The sequence below is a fragment of the Sulfurovum iocasae genome (assembly GCF_047716765.1).
GTDB lineage: Bacteria > Campylobacterota > Campylobacteria > Campylobacterales > Sulfurovaceae > Sulfurovum.
The window spans coordinates 2,878,776-2,901,440 of sequence record NZ_CP180410.1 but is presented as its reverse complement, the minus strand read 5'-3'; the positions used below and the strand labels follow the sequence as shown (position 1 = coordinate 2,901,440).

Annotated in this window: 23 protein-coding genes, 5 tRNA genes and 1 riboswitch; of the genes, 11 read left to right on the top strand and 17 right to left on the bottom strand. The window is 37.1% G+C overall.

The features are described from left to right. The first annotated feature begins 194 nt into the window (after positions 1–194). Positions 195–674: a crossover junction endodeoxyribonuclease RuvC gene (gene ruvC, locus ACLHDG_RS14480; protein WP_415406944.1), complete on the top strand. Its 480-nt coding sequence runs from the start codon at positions 195–197 to the stop codon at positions 672–674. Positions 675–701: 27 nt separating this feature from the next. Here the strand turns inward: ruvC and ACLHDG_RS14475 are convergent, their stop codons facing one another. The 3 genes from ACLHDG_RS14475 to ACLHDG_RS14465 form a co-directional block, all read right to left on the bottom strand. Then, on the bottom strand, positions 702–2,408 hold the full coding sequence (locus ACLHDG_RS14475; protein WP_415406943.1) for a L,D-transpeptidase family protein: 1,707 nt from the start codon (positions 2,406–2,408) through the stop codon (positions 702–704). 129 nt (positions 2,409–2,537) lie between these two features. Beyond that, entirely contained in the window at positions 2,538–3,191 is a 654-nt protein-coding gene (locus tag ACLHDG_RS14470; RefSeq protein WP_415406942.1) for an outer membrane protein, read from the bottom strand. 148 nt (positions 3,192–3,339) lie between these two features. Then, positions 3,340–4,179: an FAD-dependent thymidylate synthase gene (locus tag ACLHDG_RS14465; RefSeq protein WP_415406941.1), complete on the bottom strand. Its 840-nt coding sequence runs from the start codon at positions 4,177–4,179 to the stop codon at positions 3,340–3,342. Between the two features lie 65 nt (positions 4,180–4,244). Here ACLHDG_RS14465 and ACLHDG_RS14460 point away from each other — a divergent pair, with 65 nt between their 5' ends. After that, the gene (locus ACLHDG_RS14460; RefSeq protein ID WP_415406940.1) at positions 4,245–5,348 is read left to right on the top strand and encodes a deoxyguanosinetriphosphate triphosphohydrolase; all 1,104 of its coding nucleotides are present in this window, start codon (positions 4,245–4,247) and stop codon (positions 5,346–5,348) included. A gap of 88 nt (positions 5,349–5,436) precedes the next feature. Continuing rightward, positions 5,437–7,254 (top strand): translational GTPase TypA, encoded by a 1,818-nt coding sequence (gene typA, locus ACLHDG_RS14455; RefSeq protein ID WP_415406939.1) that lies wholly within the window; start codon positions 5,437–5,439, stop codon positions 7,252–7,254. Between the two features lie 187 nt (positions 7,255–7,441). On the opposite strand, the gene ACLHDG_RS14450 is transcribed toward typA, so the two are convergent. Next, the gene (locus ACLHDG_RS14450) at positions 7,442–8,662 is read right to left on the bottom strand and encodes an NAD(P)/FAD-dependent oxidoreductase (protein ID WP_415406938.1); all 1,221 of its coding nucleotides are present in this window, start codon (positions 8,660–8,662) and stop codon (positions 7,442–7,444) included. 213 nt (positions 8,663–8,875) lie between these two features. On the opposite strand from ACLHDG_RS14450, the gene ACLHDG_RS14445 reads away from it, so the two are divergent. The 3 genes from ACLHDG_RS14445 to purM are packed head-to-tail and all read left to right on the top strand — an operon-like array spanning position 8,876 to position 10,445. Next, positions 8,876–9,190 (top strand): MTH1187 family thiamine-binding protein, encoded by a 315-nt coding sequence (locus ACLHDG_RS14445; protein ID WP_415406937.1) that lies wholly within the window; start codon positions 8,876–8,878, stop codon positions 9,188–9,190. A 59-nt stretch (positions 9,191–9,249) separates the two neighbouring features. Next, complete coding sequence (locus ACLHDG_RS14440) at positions 9,250–9,447, top strand: hypothetical protein (RefSeq protein ID WP_415406936.1); 198 nt, start codon at positions 9,250–9,252, stop codon at positions 9,445–9,447. A 2-nt stretch (positions 9,448–9,449) separates the two neighbouring features. Continuing rightward, positions 9,450–10,445 (top strand): phosphoribosylformylglycinamidine cyclo-ligase, encoded by a 996-nt coding sequence (purM, locus tag ACLHDG_RS14435; RefSeq protein ID WP_415406935.1) that lies wholly within the window; start codon positions 9,450–9,452, stop codon positions 10,443–10,445. Between the two features lie 189 nt (positions 10,446–10,634). Here the strand turns inward: purM and ACLHDG_RS14430 are convergent, their stop codons facing one another. After that, entirely contained in the window at positions 10,635–12,083 is a 1,449-nt protein-coding gene (locus ACLHDG_RS14430; RefSeq protein ID WP_415406934.1) for an alanine/glycine:cation symporter family protein, read from the bottom strand. A gap of 182 nt (positions 12,084–12,265) precedes the next feature. Between ACLHDG_RS14430 and ACLHDG_RS14425 the strand changes: the two genes are divergently transcribed. The 5 genes from ACLHDG_RS14425 to ACLHDG_RS14405 all read left to right on the top strand — a co-directional run bounded on the left by ACLHDG_RS14425 (position 12,266) and on the right by ACLHDG_RS14405 (position 12,804). After that, positions 12,266–12,342, top strand: a tRNA-Pro gene (locus ACLHDG_RS14425). Between the two features lie 41 nt (positions 12,343–12,383). After that, a tRNA-His gene (locus ACLHDG_RS14420) sits at positions 12,384–12,459 on the top strand. 36 nt (positions 12,460–12,495) lie between these two features. Next, positions 12,496–12,572 (top strand) — tRNA-Arg (locus ACLHDG_RS14415). 38 nt (positions 12,573–12,610) lie between these two features. After that, positions 12,611–12,687 (top strand) — tRNA-Arg (locus ACLHDG_RS14410). Between the two features lie 32 nt (positions 12,688–12,719). Then, a tRNA-Leu gene (locus ACLHDG_RS14405) sits at positions 12,720–12,804 on the top strand. Positions 12,805–13,011: 207 nt separating this feature from the next. Here ACLHDG_RS14405 and ACLHDG_RS14400 read toward each other — a convergent pair. From ACLHDG_RS14400 to ACLHDG_RS14345, 12 genes are all read right to left on the bottom strand, one after another. After that, positions 13,012–13,284, bottom strand: a complete 273-nt coding sequence (locus tag ACLHDG_RS14400) for a hypothetical protein (RefSeq protein ID WP_415406933.1) — start codon at positions 13,282–13,284, stop codon at positions 13,012–13,014. A gap of 58 nt (positions 13,285–13,342) precedes the next feature. Continuing rightward, positions 13,343–13,419: riboswitch (cyclic di-GMP riboswitch) on the bottom strand. 132 nt (positions 13,420–13,551) lie between these two features. Beyond that, positions 13,552–13,731: a hypothetical protein gene (locus ACLHDG_RS14395; RefSeq protein WP_415406932.1), complete on the bottom strand. Its 180-nt coding sequence runs from the start codon at positions 13,729–13,731 to the stop codon at positions 13,552–13,554. Between the two features lie 169 nt (positions 13,732–13,900). After that, on the bottom strand, positions 13,901–15,298 hold the full coding sequence (locus ACLHDG_RS14390; protein WP_415406931.1) for a tail fiber domain-containing protein: 1,398 nt from the start codon (positions 15,296–15,298) through the stop codon (positions 13,901–13,903). Between the two features lie 102 nt (positions 15,299–15,400). Continuing rightward, entirely contained in the window at positions 15,401–15,637 is a 237-nt protein-coding gene (locus tag ACLHDG_RS14385) for a hypothetical protein (protein ID WP_415406930.1), read from the bottom strand. Continuing rightward, entirely contained in the window at positions 15,634–16,443 is an 810-nt protein-coding gene (locus ACLHDG_RS14380; RefSeq protein ID WP_415406929.1) for a hypothetical protein, read from the bottom strand. Before ACLHDG_RS14380 ends, ACLHDG_RS14385 begins: the two co-directional genes overlap by 4 nt. A gap of 96 nt (positions 16,444–16,539) precedes the next feature. Further along, positions 16,540–17,211, bottom strand: a complete 672-nt coding sequence (locus ACLHDG_RS14375; protein ID WP_415406928.1) for a hypothetical protein — start codon at positions 17,209–17,211, stop codon at positions 16,540–16,542. Between the two features lie 172 nt (positions 17,212–17,383). Then, a complete protein-coding gene (locus ACLHDG_RS14370) occupies positions 17,384–17,659 on the bottom strand; it encodes a hypothetical protein (protein WP_415406927.1) in 276 nt (91 codons plus the stop codon). Then, a complete protein-coding gene (locus tag ACLHDG_RS14365) occupies positions 17,656–17,859 on the bottom strand; it encodes a helix-turn-helix domain-containing protein (RefSeq protein ID WP_415406926.1) in 204 nt (67 codons plus the stop codon). The genes ACLHDG_RS14370 and ACLHDG_RS14365 overlap by 4 nt, the downstream gene beginning before the upstream one ends. A gap of 195 nt (positions 17,860–18,054) precedes the next feature. Then, positions 18,055–18,765 (bottom strand): hypothetical protein, encoded by a 711-nt coding sequence (locus ACLHDG_RS14360; protein ID WP_415406925.1) that lies wholly within the window; start codon positions 18,763–18,765, stop codon positions 18,055–18,057. Then, complete coding sequence (locus ACLHDG_RS14355; RefSeq protein WP_415406924.1) at positions 18,758–19,858, bottom strand: tyrosine-type recombinase/integrase; 1,101 nt, start codon at positions 19,856–19,858, stop codon at positions 18,758–18,760. Before ACLHDG_RS14355 ends, ACLHDG_RS14360 begins: the two co-directional genes overlap by 8 nt. A gap of 328 nt (positions 19,859–20,186) precedes the next feature. Further along, positions 20,187–21,383 (bottom strand): Fic family protein, encoded by a 1,197-nt coding sequence (locus ACLHDG_RS14350; RefSeq protein ID WP_415406923.1) that lies wholly within the window; start codon positions 21,381–21,383, stop codon positions 20,187–20,189. 206 nt (positions 21,384–21,589) lie between these two features. Continuing rightward, positions 21,590–22,537 (bottom strand): hypothetical protein, encoded by a 948-nt coding sequence (locus ACLHDG_RS14345; protein WP_415406922.1) that lies wholly within the window; start codon positions 22,535–22,537, stop codon positions 21,590–21,592. Positions 22,538–22,665: the final 128 nt, after the last annotated feature.

Genomic DNA, 22,665 nt, shown 5'->3' with positions numbered 1-22,665 from the left:
TTGTTTTGCCTTTAAACCAGAGCCATCCGATAGAATCGAGGTTAATATTTTTAAATGTGTGAACAGATTTTCACATTTTGGAAGTGTTAAAATTCTTAATGTGAATAACTTCTAGTATTTTAGCCAATCTAAGCTAAAATAGGGGCATTAAACAGAGTTGAATAATTTTATTCACTATGTGAACAAAGGTGTGAATGAATATTTTAGGAATAGACCCAGGTAGCCGTAATTTAGGCTACTGCATACTACATTGGGATGGAAAAAAGTTTTCTCTTGTTGAGGCAGGTTTGCTTAAAATCAAGACGAAAGAACTGCAAGAGCAAATAGTAGAGCTTGTAGAGGGTATTGACATTATTTTAAAGGCACATAAGATAGATGAAGTGGCTATTGAAGATATCTTTTTTGCTTATAATCCGAAATCCGTTTTAAAACTTGCGCAATTTAGGGGGGCACTTTCATTAAAGATACTCCAAGAGGTAGGATATTTTTATGAATACACCCCTTTGCAAGTGAAAAAAGCAGTGACAGGAAACGGTAAAGCTGCCAAAGAACAGGTTGCATTTATGGTGAAAAGATTACTGGGTATAAAAAAAGAGATAAAACCCTTAGACATCACAGATGCTATGGCAATTGCCATTACGCATCTTCAAAGAGTGAAAATGCGTAAGAAATAATTGAATGACCTATATATATAGGAGAGGTTAATTAGATAAAGGTTGTGCGTTTTTCTTTACGGAGATCATACGGTTTTTAGGTATAGAAAATGTAGCTTTTTTATTGCCGGCAACTGACTCTTCAATAATTTTATCATACAGATAAACATCATTTTTAAAATAGGCCAATCCATCCTCTTCATAGACAGTAAAATAAAGCATATGTACAGGAACAGATCTGCGTAAACTGATGGTTTTAGGTTTATTTGTCTCGATGATCTTTTCTATGTCACTGCGAGAATAACTTTTTTTAGAATTTTCAAGCAGTATATCCATAAGTTCAAATGGTTTATCTACCCGCATACATCCTGAACTGTAAAGCTTATAGCGTCTTGTCAACAGGGTTTTGTTGTCTGTGTCATGAAGATAGACAGCATATTTATTGGGGAACATAAATTTAATGCGACCCAGAGCATTATTGTCTCCTGGAAACTGCACAAAACGGTAAGGTACACGCTTTTCACTCTTCTCATAAGGGTCTAGCATATCCTGGGTAACTTGTATCTCTTTTTTGCCTGAGAAGACATGAATATTATTTTCTTCCAGATACATAGGATTATCTCTCAGTACATGGATCAAGTCTCTTTTAATGAGATTATCAGGGATCGTCCACGTAGGATTAACGACCATATATTCTATGGTATCATGAAAAAGAGGTGTAGGTCTGTCTAAACGTCCTATGACAATACCCATCTTCATGATCTTGCTGCCATTTCTGTAATAACGCAGGTTAAAGTCAGGGATATTTACTTCAACATGCTCATTTTCAAAGTGTTTGGGATAGAGTTTTGTTTTATCCAAATTGGTGATAATAGCTTGTATATTTTTCTTTGCCGGCTGGTTAAGATAGTAGGTCATGGTCTTATCCACTTTGCCATCTACTTTAAGAAGATAACGTTTTTGATACGTGATCACAGCTCGTTCAAGTGTTTCATCAAATTTACTGTTTATAGATGCATTTTTTGGATAGTCTCCTGAAATTTGAAGCCGTTTTTTAACTTCTTTTACACGTGATGAACTGTTACCTAATTTTAATGGGGTATTGCTATATTTTATCTTTGGAAATTTATCCATCACACGATAGTTTTTAAGCAGTGTTACCAGTTTTCTATAGCGTTCTTCCATAGGAAGAAGTGAGCTTAAATATCCATATATATTTCCATTTACAGATGCAGAGTTGAGTTGTTTCTGATCTGGAAATGATTTGAATGACATTTCCCAATTTACTTTCACATCATCACTCTCTTTAAGTGCTTTAAACTTTTTTTGTACCAATTTCCAGTCTACATCACCCTGTACAATGAAACGTACCAAACGCACAAAAGAGTTGCTGAGCATAAGGTCAAGCCTTGCATATACAGAAGCTTGTTTGGCAGTACTTATTTCACCATTGTCAAGAAGAAAAAAGAGGCGCTTGATGGATTTTTGGTCAAAAGATTTGTTCTTATAGTTAAAAAGAGGATCATTAAGTGCCCGGACAAGCTGACTCATCTTCTTTTCATTTTGTTTCCCTACCCATAAAGGTTTGTTGCCTGTTTGTGCATAAAGGTTTTTTACGATGGCTTTGTTTTGGCCTTTAAGGTGTGTATGAAGTGAGCTTTGGATATTGGCAGAAATGTTTTCTATGGAAAGTGCTTGTGCCTGCAGAGGATTTTGCATAAAAAGCAAAAATAATAATAGTAATAATAAACGCAAAAATGCTCCAAAAAATTAAAGTTTTATAAAAGGCATTATAATCAAATAAGGTAAAAAAGAGAAGAGATAGAAAATAGAGAGGGGAATGAAAAGCTCTACCAAGCCCAAAGGCTCAGCAGAAAGTTGTTCTTAGAAATTGTAAGTTACACCAAAGCTCCAAGCGTCAACAGTTGTATCATACTTTCCGTATGCATCTGTTGTATCATCATTATACAATGAAGTATAGTCTACAAAAACAGCTACAGCATCGAATTCATATGATGCACCAAGACCCCATGAGAAAGCAGTTTCATCAACTTTTCTACTTACTTGTGCAAAAGGGTCGTTATAGTTCAAGTTAGTGTTTGCAACACCAAGAAGTGCATAGATATCAAATGCATCAGTTACTGGGTACATTGGTTTAACATAAAGACCCCATGCATCAAAATCAACACCATCAACTTCACCATAATCAACATCATTGATTTCAATTTCACCATCACTAATAGTAGCAAAATATCTACCTTCAACTGCTACATAGTCATTAAACTTATAACCAGCCTGTGCCATGATACCATTGTAGTCAAGATTATTTTTTGAATCAAATGGTCTATAAAGATCATCTGTGTAGTCTACTGATGCATCTATATAGCTATACGCAAGACCAAGATAGAAGTTACCTGTTGATTCGATTACTTCTGGAACTACTACTACAGGCTCTTCTACTGGAGCGATATCTCCACCCGCTACTGCGAATGTACTCATTGCCAAAACTGCTACTAATGAAAGATTAAACTTTTTCATTTTAAATCCTTTGTTTTTAATTTACAGATCAAGTATAACATGAAATATTAATGAATGTCAAGGATTTTTAACAGAAAAATAATATTTCATTAATATTTTATTAATTTTTTGTTAATTTATAATCATAATTTACTATTATGATTATAAATTATTTCTTTCTATAGTTCTTATCTATTAATCTTAAATATTTTTGTGGAGTGACTTCTTTCATTGCCTGAGCAAGCCACTGTATCTGGAACCATGCTGCTCCGGAGTCTCTCAGGTCAAAATAATTTTTCAAAGATCTGATGTTAAAGGTAACCACCATATCTACTTTCCAGTTGTCTGAGACGACATGTTTAAATCCATCACCTACATTTCTTTTTTTCTTTCCCATTTGAAATGCTTCAAAGAGTGTTTGAGCATCCCCTTTACACTCTTCTATAAAAGGTAGAGATGATTTCGCTATAGCATTTTTGAGAAAGTCACCATCTCTTTCATATTGGAACTGTAACTTATCGTAGATAGCTTTTATCTCTATGGCTAGATATTTTGTATCTGTCACTACAAAAAGGTTAAGTGCAAGTACCTTTTCCAAAAAGAATGCAAAACCATCACTGCTTTCTAATGAGGCAACAAAGGCATTGATGACAGAGGACATGGTATAGCGTGTAGATCTTACAGAGATAGCTTGCAGTCTGTGGCGTGCGTGTTCCTGAAGTACGCCTCTTGAAGTACCTTGTACCAAAAAACTGAGTGTTGCATGCTCTATGATAGAGTGATGGTGATGTACCCATGCCAAGTTAGCGAGCAGGTCAGAATCATCGATGTTGTTGATGGCATCTGTATCTAAATTTTGCATCGCATTTTTAACACATTCATTCTCAGAGTTTTCAAAGCTGTCATAACAGGTTCGTGCTGCGATCTCTGCCACACCAAGCCCGGATTGTTGTAAAAGTGTGACTTTTGGTTTTTCATATTCGATATGGTACATTTCTATTTTTTCCATCATTCCACCCTACTCATACTAATTTATTTTGATACAATTATAGCAATTTTAACTAAAGGCATGACATGAAACCTAATGAGCGATTTTTTAGCTTTGAAGAAGATTTTAGAGACCCTTATGCAAGAGATAGAGATAGAGTGCTTCACTGTAGCTCTTTTCGACGGCTAGAGTATAAAACACAGGTTTTTTTAAATCATGAGGGAGACTACTTCCGTACACGTCTTACGCATTCACTGGAGGTGAGCCAGATAGCGCGAACGCTTTCACGCATGTTAGCGCTTAACGAAACACTTGCTGAAGTTATCGCTCTTTCCCATGATCTGGGCCATACTCCTTTTGGACATGTAGGAGGTGATGAACTGGATAAACTTCTTAAAGCAGACGGCAGATCTTTAGGCTTTGAACATAATTTTCAATCCTTTAGAGTGTTGACCAAACTGGAAAAACGTTATAAAGATTTTGATGGACTTAATCTTACTTTTGCCACTTTAGAGGGTGTGCTGAAACACTCATACCCTTATAAAAAACCTTTTTTGGAAGGACTGGATCAACGTTTTGATCTGGAGAAACACCCCTCCCTTGAAGCGATGGTAGTAGACCATGCAGATGAGATAGCTTACACTTCTCATGATATTGATGACGGCATCAAGTATGGACTTATCACGTTTAATGATCTACTGGAAGATGAACTTTGTCTCAGAGTAGATGAAGTGGTGCAAAAAGAGGGTGTTAAAAGAGATGAAAAACTTTATAGACATCGTTTTGTTGCAGGGCTTATTAAATTGCTTGTAGAAGATTTTATAGAAAATTCAAAAGAGGGTGCGAAAATGTATCGGCAAGATATACCTATTTGTACTGCACTGGATGCACAGGAAAAATTACCAGTTGGTTTTTCCAAAGAGACGGCAACACAATTAAAGAAATTAAAAAAACTATTGCTTAAAAAGCTATATAAGCATGAGAAGATAGCAAGAAAAATGTATGCAGGGAAGAAGTGTATACAGGGGCTTTACTCAGCATTTAATGATGATAGGGATCTACTTCCTCCTCACCAAAAAGAGCTTTTTGATCTGCGTAACAAACAAAGAGTTATTGCTGATTATATCGCAGCGATGACAGATAGGTATGCCATGAAAACCTATCATGAGATATATGGATTTACATTATAGATAGATGAATAGAAGAATATTTGGGTATAATTCGCGAAAATAAATAGGGATTGTAACAGTTTACTTACACCCATGCTTAGGATATTTTATGCAAAAGATTAAAAATATTGCCGTTATCGCGCACGTTGACCATGGTAAAACAACACTTGTTGATGAACTTCTTCAGCAGTCTGGTACATTTGAAGCACACCAGCAGGTAGAAGAAAGAGCTATGGATAGCGATGCTATTGAAAAAGAGAGAGGGATCACGATCCTTTCTAAAAACACAGCTATCAACTATGGTGATCACAAGATTAACATCATCGATACTCCGGGTCACGCCGATTTTGGTGGTGAAGTTGAGCGTGTTCTTAAAATGGTAGATGGTGTACTTCTTCTAGTAGATGCGCAAGAGGGTGTTATGCCTCAAACTAAATTCGTTTTGAAAAAAGCGATCGCACTTGGGCTTATCCCTGTAGTTGTTATCAACAAGATCGATAAAGACGGTTCAGATCCGGACAGAGTAATGGACGAAGTATTTGACCTTCTTGTGGCACTAGATGCAAACGAAGAGCAACTTGAATTCCCTGTACTTTACGCAGCAGCCAGAGACGGTTATGCAAAGTGGGAAATGGAAGATGAAAACAAAGATATGACACCACTTTTTGAAGCAATTCTTACTAAAGTGCCATATCCAAAAGGTTCACCGGATGCTGATACTCAGGCACAGGTATTTACACTTGACTCTGACAACTTTGTTGGTCGTATCGGTATTACCCGTATCTTTAACGGTAAAGTGAAAAAAGGTGATGAGTATCTTCTTGTAAAAGTATGTGGTGCTAAATCTAAATCTCGTATCTCCAAACTTATCGGGTTTAAAGGTCTTGAAAGAATTGAAATTCAAGAGGCAGAAGCTGGTGATATCGTAGCGATCGCAGGATTTAACGACATCGATGTAGGTGACTCTGTATGTGATCCGGTAAATCCAGTAGCACTTGATCCTATGCACGTTGAAGAGCCTACACTTTCAGTTGTTGTGTCTGTAAACAACGGACCTTTGGCTGGTCAAGAAGGTAAGCACGTTACTTCTAACAAAATTGCTGAAAGACTTGAAAAAGAGATGGAGACAAACATCGCGATGCGTATGGAACCACTTGGTGATGCGTCATTCAAGGTTTCTGGTCGTGGTGAGCTTCAGATCGGTATTTTGGCAGAGAACATGAGACGTGAAGGTTTTGAGTTTATGCTAGCACGTCCGGAAGTTGTTACTAAAGAAGAAGATGGCGTAAAAATGGAGCCATTTGAGCACCTGGTAGTAGATGTTCCTGAAGAGTTTCAAGGTGTTGCTATAGAAAAACTAGGGAAAAGAAAAGCAAATATGACTTCACTTACACCTATGCCTGACGGTACAGTAAGACTTGAGTTTGAGATCCCTGCACGTGGACTTATCGGGTTTAGAAATGAGTTCTTGACTGACACTAAAGGTGAAGGTATCATGAACCACTCTTACTTGGAGTACAGACCTTACTCAGGTACAGTTGTCTCTAGAACACCAGGTGCATTGGTATCTATGGATGACGGTGAAGCAGTTGCCTTCTCTATCTTTAACCTTCAGTCACGTGGTGTAATGTTCATCAGCCCACAAGACAAAGTATACTCAGGTATGGTTATCGGTGAGTCTGCAAGACCAGGTGACTTAGATGTGAACCCGCTTAAAGGGAAACAACTTACAAACATGAGAACCTCAGGTGCAGATGATGCCATTAAACTTGTAACGCCAAGAGCTATTACGCTTGAGTCTGCAATGGAGTGGATTGAAGATGATGAGTTGATCGAAATTACACCTATTTCTGTTAGGATTCGTAAGAAATCACTTGACCCAGTTGTGAGAAAAAGACAAGCAAGAGATAAGAAAAACGCTAAATAATTTTTAAACTTGTTCCCATACTTCATGTGGGAACATAATATTTTAATTCTTTCCCCCTATTTCCTATCATTTTAACTGAGGCGTTGTTTCTCCTCATACTTTTCTAGAAAAGTATGCAAAAGTCGTCATGGTTCTCAAATCGCTCCGCTTACAAGGGTGTTCGCCATGACAAGCACGCGTTGCGTGATTAATGGAGAGGTTTATTTACTCTTATTCCCGTAACCCAAGCAAAGTGAAAATTAAACCCTCCTCTATCTCCATCGACATCTAGTATCTCTCCTGCGAAGAAAAGATTTGGTACAAGTTTTGACTCCATAGTTTGTGGATTAACTTCTGTGGTGTTTATTCCACCTGTGGCTACTTCTGCACCTAGGAAGCCTTTGGTGTCGTTGATGCTTAGCTTTAGGTTTTTGATGGCGTGTACGATTTTATTTATCTCTTTTCTGTTGAGTTCTTTTTCTGTTTTGGCTTTACATCTTGACTGTTCAACTATGATGGCTATGAGTTTTTTATTGATAACGCCTTGAAGCCAGAGGTTCAGAGGTTTTTCACTCCCCTCTTTTATGCGTTTGAGTAATAAGTTTGTGAGCTTCTCTTTACTAAGTTCAGGCATGAGGTCTAGATTTAATTCGCAGTAGTCAAAGTTGGCAAGTCTTGTACTGACTTCACGGCTTAGGTCAAGTATAGCTAGTCCGCTTATGCCGTAGTTAGCGAAGAGTAAGTCACCCTTTTTTTCTGTGATGTACTCACCATTAGCATAGAGTTTTGCAAGTCCTGCTACTTTCACACCACTTGCACTTTTGACCCAACTCTCTTCAGAACAGAGCTGTACAAGTGAAGGATGGCGAGGTATGAGGGTGTGTCCCATCTTTGTGGCAAAGGCATATCCAGAGTTAGAACCTCCTAACTGTGGTGCAGCAGGTGAACCAGAGGCTAAGAGAAGTTTTGTAGATGTTTTAGTACCTTGAGTTGTTTCCACTGTAAATGTATCTGCACTTTTGTCTATGGAAGTCACAGCACAGTCACAGATTATTTGTACCCCTACTCTTTTGGCTTCATATTCTAAAAGTTCAACTACCGAAGATGCCTGCAAAGACATAGGAAACATTTTCCCCTCTTTCCCTTCGACTAGTTCAAGTCCTATAGATGTGAAAAACTTTTCTACTACTTCAAAGTCATAACCATTTAAAACTTCTTCTATAAAGTCAGGGTCTTGTGAATGAAAACGGTTTGTGTTTATGTACTTGTTGTCTATGTTACATTTACCGTTACCGGAGACAAGTATCTTTTTACCTATCTTGTTATTTTGCTCAAGCAACACAACCCTCTTCCCTACCCTAGCACTAACAATAGCAGCACAAAGCCCAGCCGCTCCTGCCCCAATAATTATCATATTTTCATTATTCATAAAGAAATTATACATTAAATCACGCAAAGCATGCCTTGTCGTTCCGAACGCCCTTAAAAGCGAAGCGATTCGAGAGGTACGACGCTTTTTTTGCTTCGTTTTTTTAAAAAAAATGATGAGAGAAACAACGCCTCAATTAAGATAAAAGGAAATTTCAAAAAAGAAATAGAAATTTTAGATAGGATTACACAAAACTTACAAATAAGGATGACCATGTCAGCATTAGTAGAATTCAGTATGTTCCCAACAGAAGCAACCCAAAGTAAAAGTGCCTTTGTGGCAAGAGTCTTGGATATAGTAGATAAAAGCGGATTAGAGTATCAGCTTACACCCATGGGTACTATTATCGAAGGAGAAACAGTTGAGGAGGTATTGGCTGTTATCAATAAAGCCTATGAAGATCTACAGGTGGATTGTGAGCGTGTTTACTCTTCTATTAAGATCGATTATCGTAAGGGTCCAGTAGGTAGACTAAACAAAAAAGTTGGATCAGTAGAAGCAAAATTAGGTCGGAAGTTAAACAGCTAAATTTAGCTATAATACCAGCAAAATTTTCACAAGGATTTCAGATGTTGTGTGCTGAAAGAATGCAAAGAATCATACAGGCGATAATCTTAGGTTTTATTATGGGATTAGCAGGTGCTCAGATGTTCAAAGTGGCATTTTTAGTGATGCTGGCGATGATGATCTCGCTTCTTGTAGCCGGAGTTACTGGATTTTGTCCAGGACTTATCATTCTAAAAAAGATCTTTCCTCCTTGTGAATGTGAAGAAAATAAAGGTTAATTATGTCAAATATATCATATAAAGATGCCGGTGTAGATATCGATGCAGGTAATGAATTTGTAGAAGCGATCAAGAGTGATGTAAAGTCAACCTTTGATAAAAATGTTATCGGAGGTATCGGTTCCTTTGCAGGTGCTTATGCACTCCCGACAGGATATAAAGAGCCGGTGATCCTTTCTGCTACAGATGGTGTGGGTACGAAGCTTCGTATCGCTATAGAGAGTGGTAAGCTTGATACGGTTGGTATTGATCTTGTGGCAATGTGTGTCAATGACCTCATTTGTAATAACGGTACACCGATGTTCTTCCTTGACTACTATGCAACAGGTAAACTGCTTCCACAAAATGCAAAAGATGTTGTAGCAGGTATTGCAGAGGGTTGTCGCCGTTCTGAGTGTGCTCTTGTAGGCGGTGAAACAGCAGAAATGCCGGGGATGTACTCAGATGATGACTTTGACCTTGCAGGATTTGCAGTGGGTATCGCAGAGAGATCTGAGATGGATACAGTAGCAAATGTAAAAGAAGGACAGATTCTCATTGCTATGCCAAGTTCAGGTGTCCATTCAAATGGATATTCACTTGTAAGAAAGCTTTTCTTTGACAAGTTGGGTATGGGTCTTGAAACTGAGTTTGAAGGCAAGCCTCTTGTAGATACACTTTTAGAGCCAACACGTATCTATGTAAAAGAGTATAAAGCCAATAAACAGTACGTAAAAGCCTTAGCTCACATCACAGGTGGAGGAATCGTAGAAAACCTTCCTAGAGTCCTTCCTGATGGTATGAGAGCCATTGTAAATAAAGACTCCATTAAAGTACTTCCTATCTTTGAATTTATGAGCCAATATGTGGATGAAGAAGAGATGTACAGAGCTTTTAATATGGGTGTAGGTATGGTATGGGTAGTAGAACCTGAAGATGTAGAGGCAGTACTTGCAAATACAGATGGTTATGTTATCGGGGCGTTAGCAAAAGGTGAAAAAGGCGTAGACTTAGTCTAATTTATTTTACTGCATCTTTAGCGAAACGGTTTCGTTTCGCTCGGTCACTTCTGGCACTAAATGCCGATACCTCCGTTGCTAAAGCATAAGTGGGGTGTACTATAAGTAAGCTCTCTCGCTTCACTCACACCGTATTAGCTAAATCTACAGCAAACTAAATTGACTACCATTTTTATCTGATATTTAACATTATTTTCGTATTGCCTCTTCATCCAACTCTCCATCTTTCCATTTTGCCATATACGTATTTAAGTTTGCTTTGACATCTCCCTGTAACATATAGAGCCCTATAAGGTTTGGCAGTGCCATTGCCAAGATAAGTAGATCTGAGAAGTCCAGCATTGCTGCAGCACTTGTTACAGATGCCATTACGGTAAATGAGATAAAGATAAGTTTATAGAGGAGTGTATACTTTTCCCCAAATAAATATGTCCAAGAACGTTCACCGTAGTATGACCATGAGATCATTGTAGAAAAAGCAAAAAGTACGATAGAAAACGATAAGAGAACAGGGAACCAGGAGATAACAGTCCCATATGCTGCTGCGGTAAGTGCTGCACCCTGCTTAGAAGCGACAAGGTTGGCAAATTCTCCAGCAGGATCATAGACACCTGTAGTTACGATAACAAGTGCGGTCATAGAACAAATGACGATAGTATCGATGAAAGGTTCGTAGAGTGCGACCATACCTTGACGTACGGGGTATTTGACAGCTGCGGTAGAGTGAACGATGGCAGCAGAGCCGATACCTGCTTCACTTGAAAAGGCAGCTCTTTTAAATCCTTGTACCAGGACCCCTATCATCCCACCTGCTGCAGCTGTAGGAGCAAAAGCTTCATGAAAGATAACAGAGATGGCTTGAGGGACTTCTGAAGCATGGCTTATGAGTATCCACAATGATGCAAGCAGGTAGATAAAAACCATAGCAGGGACAATTTTCTCAGCTGTACTGGCAATACGTTTGATCCCACCGATGATCACAATACCAACGATAGTTGCCATGATCAGACCAAAGACGATAGGGTAGGTTTGAAAAAATGGGATACGTTCAGAAAGTACACCCATAGCTTGAGAGGTTTGGAAAGCATTACCTGCACCAAGAGACCCACCTATGGCTAACACAGCGAAGAGGGCAGCAAGAACACTTCCTAATTTTGCATGTCCTTTGGCTGCCAATCCTTTAGAGAGGTACTGCATCGCACCACCCATGATACGACCATCTGGTCTTTTTTCACGGTAGATCTGGGCCAGTGTTACTTCGGTGAATTTAAGAGTCATACCGAAGAAACCAGCCAGGATCATCCAAAAAGTGGCCCCTGGTCCACCGATGGAGATAGCAATAGCCACACCGGCGATATTACCAAGTCCTACAGTTGCGGAGAGGGCAGTGGTCAAAGACTGAAAGGGGGTGATCTCCCCTACATCGTCGGCTGTTTTGTATTTTCCGGTGATAATTTTATAGGAGTGTGTAAACATACGAATATTGATAAATCCAAAGCGAAAGGTAAGAAAAACCCCTCCTACTATTAGCCATGCAACGATGAAGGGCATACTTACACCATCGATCATACCAAAAAAGATATCAAAAAAGAAAACAGAAGCCAATATGCTATTGATTTGTTCAAATATACTATCCATTATATGTAACCCCTAGCGAGAATAGATTTATTATACACATTAACGCCTAAATGACCTCTAAAGCAGGAGTAATTCAGGAAGAATTAGACTTTTTTTATTTTTTTTACTATATCTATTGACATTAAATATCTTTTTGACTATAATTGCGTTCCTTTTTAACCTTATGTCTAGGTTTAAGGCAACGGAGTGTAGCGCAGTCTGGTAGCGCACCTGGTTTGGGACCAGGGGGTCGAAGGTTCGAGTCCTTTCACTCCGACCACTTGATATTTAACATTTAATAATAAGTAATCATCTAAGATGGTGGGCGTAGTTCAGTTGGTAGAGCGCCAGTTTGTGGTACTGGTTGTCGCGGGTTCGAGTCCCGTCGCCCACCCCATTAGTAATTATTAGGGTAACCACCCGATATGAAGAAGCGCTTGTGGCTCAATTGGATAGAGCATCAGACTTCGGATCTGAGGGTTAGAGGTTCGAGTCCTCTCAGGCGTACCATTAATATATGTGTTATATTATTTATTATTATTTTTTGTGCACTCATAGCTCAGCTGGATAGAGCATCGCCCTTCTAAGGCGAGGGTCTTAGGTTCGAATCCTAATGGGTGTACCACTACTTTTTATTGTTTAGTAAAACAATCACATGCGGATGTGGTGAAATTGGTATACACGCCAGACTTAGGATCTGGTGCTTTACGGCGTGGAGGTTCGAGTCCTCTCATCCGCACCACTCACAAAGCCCTTATATAAGGCACTTAATCACTTTTTATAACTGTTAGGGGATACTCTAGGGGATACCTTTATACTAAAAATACTCTTTTTATGACTTATTATGTGTTACTTTTTGAACTATTTTAGAAAACCATCAAGGATAAATACGTTTAAGATGAGATAATACCTTATGATTTGAGGTTACTTTTTAAGGGGCAGTAACAATTTAGAAAAGATAACCAGAAGTATATGCTATTGTACCAATAAATCCCAAAGTAATAAGCAATAAAACAATTCCTTTTATGCTGTGTTTCTTTTCTTCTTTTTTGTGTAGATTTTCAATGCAGCTATAACAATAACCATCTTTCACCGCCACTGCATAAAATACTTTTTTACATTTTTTACATTCTTTTAGGTTTAGACCCTCAATGCAGTTTTCACAATACCCATTGTTCAACTTCTCTGCCATAAATTGTTCTCTACACCCTTTACATCTCATGCTTTTACCCCTTAGAAAATTATTTAGTATTTAAACTAAAAAAGCCAGATCACCCCTCTTAGGTAACCTGGCTTTCTCTAAAGAGACCCGTAGGTTTTCCGTCCTATTTTCGCAAATAGTTTGGCTTTTCTTTTTTGTAATCAACAATTTATTATAATCTACATGACTGTATTATGAAATGAAGTAGCTTAAATGATTATTAAATACTTATAATTAAAATAACCATCCAACCAAAACTTCAACTGTTTTGAAATATAAAGTTTAGCCTTAGTTGTAGGCATTTTTACTTATGGTGCTAAATATTTCTTTTTGCTGCTTCATTATGTAGTTCATTTCTTTTAGTAGTACATGAAGTTGCGGGTCACATTTTAAGGCGTCCATTTTGCTTCGTTCCTTACCTTCTGCTGTCTTTGCACCTGTGGACTTCAACCATGGCTTACGCTTCATTATCACTTCACGTTGCCGTTGCCTTGACTCATCATCCCATGCTGAAGCTTCTTTTTTATCTTAGACATAGCAATACCATAATTGACATTATTGGTGTCCAGTAGTATTTGAGCTACATTAGATTTTAACGAGGGGAGTTTAAGGAAGTTCCCGCCGTAGCGGGAAACAATTATTTCATAGAGATTTTCTTTTTGCTTATATTGGATGTATCCAAAGCAAGGTTTGTTAGAATTGACTCCAGTTGTGCCACTTTCTTCTGCATTGCTTCGAGATTGGCAATTTTTTCATCTTGTGCTTTTTGTCTTGCTTCCATTGCAACTATTCTCTCATCTTTGGCTTTCAACTCAGCTCTGGTCTCAACCATTACCTTCTCCTGCTCCTTAACCACCTTCGTCAGTAATGCTACGATCTCAAGGGAGCTGATCCCTTTTCTATCTTCGGTGGCAACCAGTTCGGGAACATCTTCTGCAATGAAGCCGGTCATCAGTTCTTTGCCCTCATCACGTTTGAAGTTAAAGGTGACTGGATTGAGTTGCTTGAAGGCTTCCATGGCTGTTTGGGTATCAAGGGTTTTGATATTCTCTTTGTAGTCTCTGCTGGAGGCATCAACCCACTGGCCCGTAGAGGTACACGTTGCCCCGTTGCCCAGCGCCATAGAAACATTGGTATAGCTAGTGTCGGTGTTACGCAGTTCGAACTCAGCTCCTCCAGTCCCTATTTTGGTTGCAATAAAACCTTCGTTTGGCTCACCGGTTCTAAAGCTCCACCGGAAACCTGCTCTCGCATTCTTGATCGAGAAACCGGCATCTGAAGTTATTCCATCTGTGTTGTCTGCTGAAAGGGTTACCAAGTTCGTCAGGCCGTCACCCACTTCGTGGCTGCCGCTCCAGATAGAGGTGATGGTGTCGTTGTTTTCGATAGTGCCATTGACCTCGAAGGTACCGTTGATCCTGAGAAGGTCATTGTCGAACTCTCCGTAGATAAGGGGAGATTCTGTATCAGTGTTGGAAATGTAGAGGGTGTTGTCTCGGGTGGCGTTGTAGCCTGCATGAAAACCTAAAAAGACACTCTTGTTGACATTGGCATTAAAACCACTAGCAAAACCACTAAAGGTGTTCTGGATGCCGCTCGTGTTGAAGGTGCCGCTCTCGCTCCCGCTGAAAGTGTTACTGTGACCGGTTGTGTTGAAGTGGCCGACGTTAACGCCACTGAAGGTGTTGCCCCAGCCGGTTGTGTTGTAGGCGCCGCTGGCATTGCCGCTGAAGGTGTTGGCATCGCCGGTCAAATTGCTACCGCCACTCCAAGTGCCGCTGAAGGTGTTGCGGCTGCCGGTCGTGTTATTGTTGCCACTATCACGGCCGATAAAGGTGTTTTCTTCACCTCCGGTCGTATTCTGACCGGCTTCGTAACCAATAAACACATTATTAATTCCCGTCCCATCCAAGCTGCTTCCGGCCCCTTCTCCGTAATACACGTTGGTATTGTTGTTTTCACTTCCACCATACAGTGAAACACTCCCTATCAACGCTATTGCTGCTGCAAGACTCACTATTTTTTTCTTTTCCATCATTTTCTCCTTCTGCTTGAAAATTAATACATTTTCTATTTATGTATACCTCTTTTTATTATCACTTTTTGGTGCTTAAGTATGTATTAAGGGCACCTCTATTTACAGACTTTGGCTAATGGTGCTAAATATCTCTTTTTGCTGTTTCATTAGATGGTTCATCTCTTTTATGAGTGCATGAAGTTCAGGGCTAACCTTTAAAGCATTCATCTTTGACCTCTCCTTACCTTCAGCTGTCTTTGGCCCAGTAGATTTTAACCAAGGTTTACGCTTCATTATCACTTCACGTTGTCGTTGCCTTGACTCTTCATCCCATGCTGCCTTATGGTACTTGCTCATGTTTTGACCCTCTCTTTTATTGGCATAATTTCAGCTTCGGTCACCTCATCATGCTCTATAAGCTTCGCTTCATTTTTTAGTTCGTTACTACTATCCTCTTTTTTTTCTGAATTTTGATGATGGTGGTTATGCTGTTCAGCTTTTTTAATAAAAGTAGCACGCTTTGGATTGGTGATCTCATTGATTGCCATAATACTTTTACGAGTCTCTTGCATTACCTTTATTTGCATGTTTGATAGCTTTTCAAAGTTATTGAGCTGCTTACCTGCTTCACCCATCAAGTTACCTGCTACTCTGCCATTAAATAACTGTAGCTGCATGATATTTGTAGTAAGTATTGTAATAAGTGTTTCAGTATCCCCTGCTTTTGTTTTTTCTATTATTTTTTCAATATCATCATGTAAAACTTTTTGTGAGATTGCTTCTGCACTTGTTCCATTTTGTGTCATAATATTTACCAACCCACTTATAAGAGGATCACTAAACTGTCTTGTAGTATGTTTCTTATCGTCTGCTATCTTTTGTTTTGCCTGTTTAATTTCATCACTGTACTTTTCATGCCATAAAGCACATTGGTTAATATTAATTTCAAAATCATCTACAATCTCAACATCACTCATACCACTTGAAGCCATTGAGATATAAAGCTTTATCAGCCCTTTCTCAAATGCTTGTAACACTCGTTCATCTTTCATCAGCTTCTTGGAGATATTTAACTCATCAAATGTATCTTTTAGTGTGTATTGATCTTCTGCATAATATTCAATATCATCCAGTATTACATCTGTTAATTTATATCTACTCATTTTTTACCTCTATCTCTAAAATTAATTTTTACCTTTACTCCTTTTACCTTTCTATCTTTGGCTAATATCTCTTTTATCTTTTGTCTCACTTGCTCTTTAGTCATGTGTAGTCCTTGCTATGTCTATTATCTCTTTAAACTCATGTAGTGGCAATGCTAAGGCTTTAAAGTTCGGTATGCTTATCATTGCTTCTATTCTCCATAAAATACAGTCTAGCTTGTTTTTGAAGCCTTTATTGTAAATAGTGATTTTATCTATCATGGGGATACCAGTATCATTGATGTAGCTTGTATCTGTGATTACTCCATCTTTTGTTATGTATGGTGTTAGAGTGAAATACTTACTAAGTGCTTTTAGGTTTGGTTTGTATGATAAATCTAAGCAAATATCAATATTTGATACATTCTTTAAGACTGATAATACTTTAAATACCAACTCTCTTGGTGGTGCTTTCTTATGATATTGTTTCATACCAAAGATTACTAAAGTAGCTCTTCTGTACTTTGGTGTGTCTTGCATATTGTAGTAGTATATGTTGTGATTTTCTAATCTCCAAACACTTGTAATCTCATTATCTGTAAGACGCTTTTTTAACTTTGAGATAAGAGGTGAGTTCTTTTTAATCTTACTCCATTTTCCTAGCTCTTTCAGCTCTTCTTGCTTGTGTTGTTTTGAGAACTCTACTCTTATGCTGTCTATGCTGAAATCTTCTTTATTATCTTGATTGAATTCATTGATAAACTCTTCTAATTCATGTAAGATATTCATAGGGTTTTTATGTCCTTTTTTTCTATCATATTATGGAACGCTAAACTTAAAGCTTAAACGTTACCAGTACCAAACACCTACCTATACGTAGGCTTTGGCTATTTTGGCTATAAATCCTTAGAATTGTAAGGAACTATAATGTATCGTATCGTAAGGGGTGTTTTTTTCAACCTTAAACACTCTTTTTATGTCTAATTCCCTGTAAACTTTCAAGATACTTTCTAGCCCTCTCAATATTCTCAATTGTTTGATGCAAACTTCTCTCTTTATGCCGTCCTGCGTTTGTTAGATTAGGTTGCCAAACTTCTACCAGTTCAATACCATGTTTTTTGATCGTTCCAAAGTATTGATTAGAATTTGAAGCCATTCTGTCTATTGATACTAGCGTTTCTCCATCAAGTAGCTGTTTTAGTATCGTTATTATGTGTGAGAATTTTTCATTACTCATGACTTCACCTCTACTTTACTGCTCTCCAGGAAGTGAATAATATCATCTCGTTTGTATCGGATATACTTACCAATCTTGCTAAATGGCAGATTGAGATTATCCATTCTCCACTTTGCAAGGGTTGAGGTACTAAAACCAAACTCTTTACTAGCCTCTCGCGGATTCAACCACTCTTTTTGACTTATGTTTTGTTGTTCCATCTCTGAAACTCCTTTGAAAATAAAGTCATTATCGATAATGCTATTTGTACCCTACATTTGCAACTGTTTCTTTTGGGTACAGTACAATTATACTTATGGATTTTAGGGAGGTATTACGAAACTTCCATATTTCGGAGTTTAAAGAGATGTTTTTAAAAATGAGGGCTATAAGGCCGTGTAGATGGGGGAGTAAATTTATAAAAAAAGTTTTTTCAGTGTTTTTCTAAGTAGTTTTTGTGAGTCTTCCTTTGAAATGATGCACTTTTTTTTCATTCTTGGTGCATAATATTTAACTGTCTGAGCTATAAATTTCTTTTTTGTTATTGGGGATTGAAGAGTGTCAGCATGGCTATTCCAAATATTGGGAGTTAAATTATGTGGATAGTGCTTCCAAATATCATGAGCTAATTGTTGTTCATCTATGGCTCGGAAATAAATGACGGCTTCTCGTAATCCTTTAAGTGCTTTATTTCTCTCTGTCTCACTGAATCCTTCCTTGTACCTTTTAACTCCAGTCATTTTCAGTGAAACACTCATTTCATTTTTAAAGTACTTTAGATAGGTTTGGACTGTCATTGTTGGACGTTCTTTATACTTACGGTCAAATACATTTTTAAAAGACCGGTATCTTTTTCCAAGAAGTGATTTCATGATTAATAGCATAGCATCTTTACTGTAATCAATTTTCTTATACAGTTCATCATCAATTTTTTTAAACTCATTATAAATAGCTTCTGCTGAAACAAAATTATCATAGTGATCATCACATTTTTCTAAGGATAACCGTTCCTTGTCAAACAAAAAACTGTCCGCTTCATCTGGGAACTGCTCTAATAGAACTTTTGCCTGCTGTTTCATTTTATTTTTGTCAAACTGCTTAGAGTATTTCATGATTACATTATCCATCTATCACCTCAACATCTAAAATACTATCAACCTTATCTAGTCCTATTTGGCTGCTTTTGTAGTGATTGATACTCAGGTACTTATTTATCGTGTTCGGGTCTTTATGCCCTAATATACCGCTAAGAGTGATAGCCTCTACCTGTTGCTCTGCTAAGGCACTAACTAAAATATTTCTCATGTAGTGCATTGAGAGATTGTCAATCTCTAGGAACTTCTTTAATTGTCGCATTTGTCTGTCTATGTTGATGATCTTCTTGCCTGTAATCGGACTCTTAAATACTAAGCCTTTTCTGTCGTCTTTGATCTCCTTCAATGGCTCTATGAGGTAGGGCGGCAATTGGTACTTCTGTTGATCGTCTGTCTTTGTATCTTCTATCCAATAGTAGTTATGTGTAAAGTCTATGTTCTCCCATTTGAGATTGAGTATCTCACCTTTACGCCTACCCGTGAAGCCAAAGAGAAATAAAGCTCTGTAGTAGGGGTTATCGTGATAGTATGCTGTAATCCCTGCATACACCTTTTTAAAGAGGTCAGTAGCGTTGGTAACTATCTTCTTTTGACTTGGAATTTTTACCGTTATACCATTGGTAGGACTACTTTTTAAATACTTGTTAGTTACTGCAAATCTAAAAAGAGGGTTAAGTACCTCTAGTACACTTTTTCGAGTTCGTGGGCTTAGTCCTTGTGAGGTCATTTTGTTTAAGATGTTTTGTATATCCATCTCTCTGATCTTCTCGATCTTCTTTTTTCCTAAGTGGCTTTGTATGTAGTGTTCATAGATGTATTTCTTTTTGTGAGTCCATTGTTTTGAGGTATCCAAAGTTTCAAAGTAGAGATTAAAGAGTTTGTTTAGTGTGATATTACTTGTTGAGGTGTACCCTGCTTCAATATCTGCTTTGTAGGCATCTGCTTTGAGGTTCGCACTTCTATCTGTGAGATTGTCCTTTTTACTGTAGCCTAATATCTTCTTATGTAGTTTCCCGTCTATCTTAGCCCATAAAAGGTATTTAAATCCATTCTTTTCGTGTGATTTAATGCTTTTGTATAGGTTTGGGTACTTTGTCGCTTTAAAGTCTTTAAGGTTAATAGCCATCTTTAAGATTTTCCTTTCAAATCGGACGTTTAGGAGAGTCCCCTCATCCGTTGGGGGATACCATGGGGGATACCCTCTTATGGAATTATTATACATTGAAAGGAATTGAGAAAAACTTAAGAGTCCGTATATAAGGGGTTTTGGCTACAATAAGAATTATAAAAAATGATAGGCTTTTAAGTTCGAGTCCTCTCATCCGCACCATCTACTTTTTATAATCCCCTTTAACCATCGACTACAACGAACTTTAAGAGACTTTTTAAGCTTTCACTATTTTACAATTGGTAACCTATTGGTAACCAAAACTTCATAACTAATTTACAACTCCTTATTTTTGTGGAATAAGCTCAGGGAAGATATAGGATGCAAAATGAGCATTAAATTTTAGACGAATAGCACTTTTAGGTGTATCTGATTCTAAAAAGTCCATTTGTATCAACTCTTTTATGAGTGTAGTTGCTGTTCTATCTTTTGTATGTATGATGTCCATCACTTTACCTCTAGGAACTTCACCTACCATCAATAATTCTTTAAAGAGCAACTCACTATATTTGGGAAGAGGTTTTGTATCGAAAAATCCTTCTTTTGATAAGCGTACATAGCGTTCTATTCTTTCATGTAAAGAGTTCATTTTTAGATTTTGGTTCATAAAGTTTACTTGGTCTAGTGCCACTTCTAACATAAACTTAATATACGAAATAAATGCTTTAGTAGATAATGCACCTCTACCATCTAAATCACCTTGTCTTACCATGTCGGCTAGGGCTAAATAGCGTTTATAATCTTCTGAACGTCTAGAGAGCCCTCTGGAGATATTCCAAAGTCCATACCCCTCTAGCGATATACTGGAGAAAATACCATCCAATACAAGTCTAGCTGTTCTACCATTACCATCAAGAAAAGGGTGTATCCACATAAGTCTATGATGTGAAGCTAGAGCAAAGATGACTTGTTTTGCTTGTGTGACATGGTTTGGTACTCTGTAAAGTAGTTCATATTTGTTGAAAAAGCTTGGGATTTCAGTATAATCAGGTGCAATATGTCGTCCTACACGTACATTACTTTCTCTTAGTTTTCCTGGTGTCATCTCTATAATTTTATGATTTTCTTTATCTTCAATCTGTAAAAAATGAGCCATATCAGGATGTGAATAAAGCTCACGATGTACATCTAAAATAAAATCTCTATTATAAGGTGTTTGTTTTTCTTTAAAATAGTTCTCTACATACTTTTGAACTTCTATATGCACAAGAGAGAGTTGTTGAAGCTGTTTCTCTTTTGAATCACTAGAAAACTCTTGTCTAGTAGCCTTATCTATATCTATAGGGTGTGTACCTTCTGACTCTATTTGGTTGGAGTAATAGCTATTTACTTTTCTAAGTAGCTCTTTGATTCCATAAAGTACTTGTGGTGCATGAGAGCCAGAGAGCGTTGCACTCTTAATGCAAAGTTCTTCTGCCATGGAGAGAAGTTCAGCATCTATGTTTCCTTGATTGTCATTGGGAAGCAGAGGGGTAAAATCCATGATAGACTCCTTTTGAGAGTATTATAGCATAAAAATTGCGGATTTATTTGCAGATAATATATCCATATAAAAGCCTAACCATAGGCATATTGTGTATTTTTATATCTAAATTATATAAATTATTTGCAGATATTATTGCTTATTTAGATAATCTTTTTTTTATAAAACTCTTTAAATGTTCATTATCGTAAATTGGTTTTATATATCTATATGCCTCCAATAACAATTTTTGTTTTTTCAAGCAAAAAGGGGCGGGTTTCTATCTCATTTATAATATCAAACTCTAATAAAGGAGTATTTTTGTGATCAGCTTGTATATAATAAAGAATATGCTGTGTAAATGTTCGTAATTTAGATTTATCTACTATTAAAACTCTTTCATATTCGGATAACAGATACCTTCTAATATTATTTTGAGTGATTTTTTTAAGTAACTCCATTTTGGTAAATGCTGCATGACTAAAAAAGTTTTCCTCTTCTTGTGCCAAAACAGCTTCGTCCCATGCTTGGTGAATTTTCGCAACTAATTTTTTATTTTTAAACATGGCAAACTCTATAGCAACAGTATCAATAAGTAAATCAACTACTATTGGATATACTTTTAAATTGTTATACTCAATAAAAAAGTTCATATCTATACTCTCCATACTTTTTGATATTGTTTCCAGATCATCATCTATTGCTATTTTTGCTTCTAAGTTTTCAAGTATATAGTTACCAATTTTATTCCTATCACTTTCTTTTGAACGCTTTCCCTCTTCTTTAGCTTTAAGTATCCCCTCTTCTATCTCATCTATAAGCTTTTGATAACCGTAATTATCTTTTAGATCTTTTAAAAAAGTATTAAAAAGACTAATAGAGTTTTTTATGATTCCTCTTTTTTGTACAAGACTTAATTCAGTATCAAATCTCTTAATGTTTAGGTTCTCATGTAAATACTTTATTTTATTAAGCATATAGGTAAGATCTGGATGCGTATTAACCTTATTTAAATATTCCATATAAGATTTTACAGGTTTTCCTTGACTACTATCCATTTTTATTAATGCTTGAGCTATTATCCCATAAGGAAAATTCTCACTCAATAAAATATGTTTACCATGCTTCTCAACCATATCTCTAGCTATGTATATCACAAAAGATTCCAACATCATTACTTCATCCTTAAATATTATCATTGACAATTGCTTATTGTTAGCCAACATTGTTTCAGAGTATATTATCAAAAAATTTGCCCTATTTTTCGATGATTTGATATTTTTTGAAAATATTTACTTTTTTA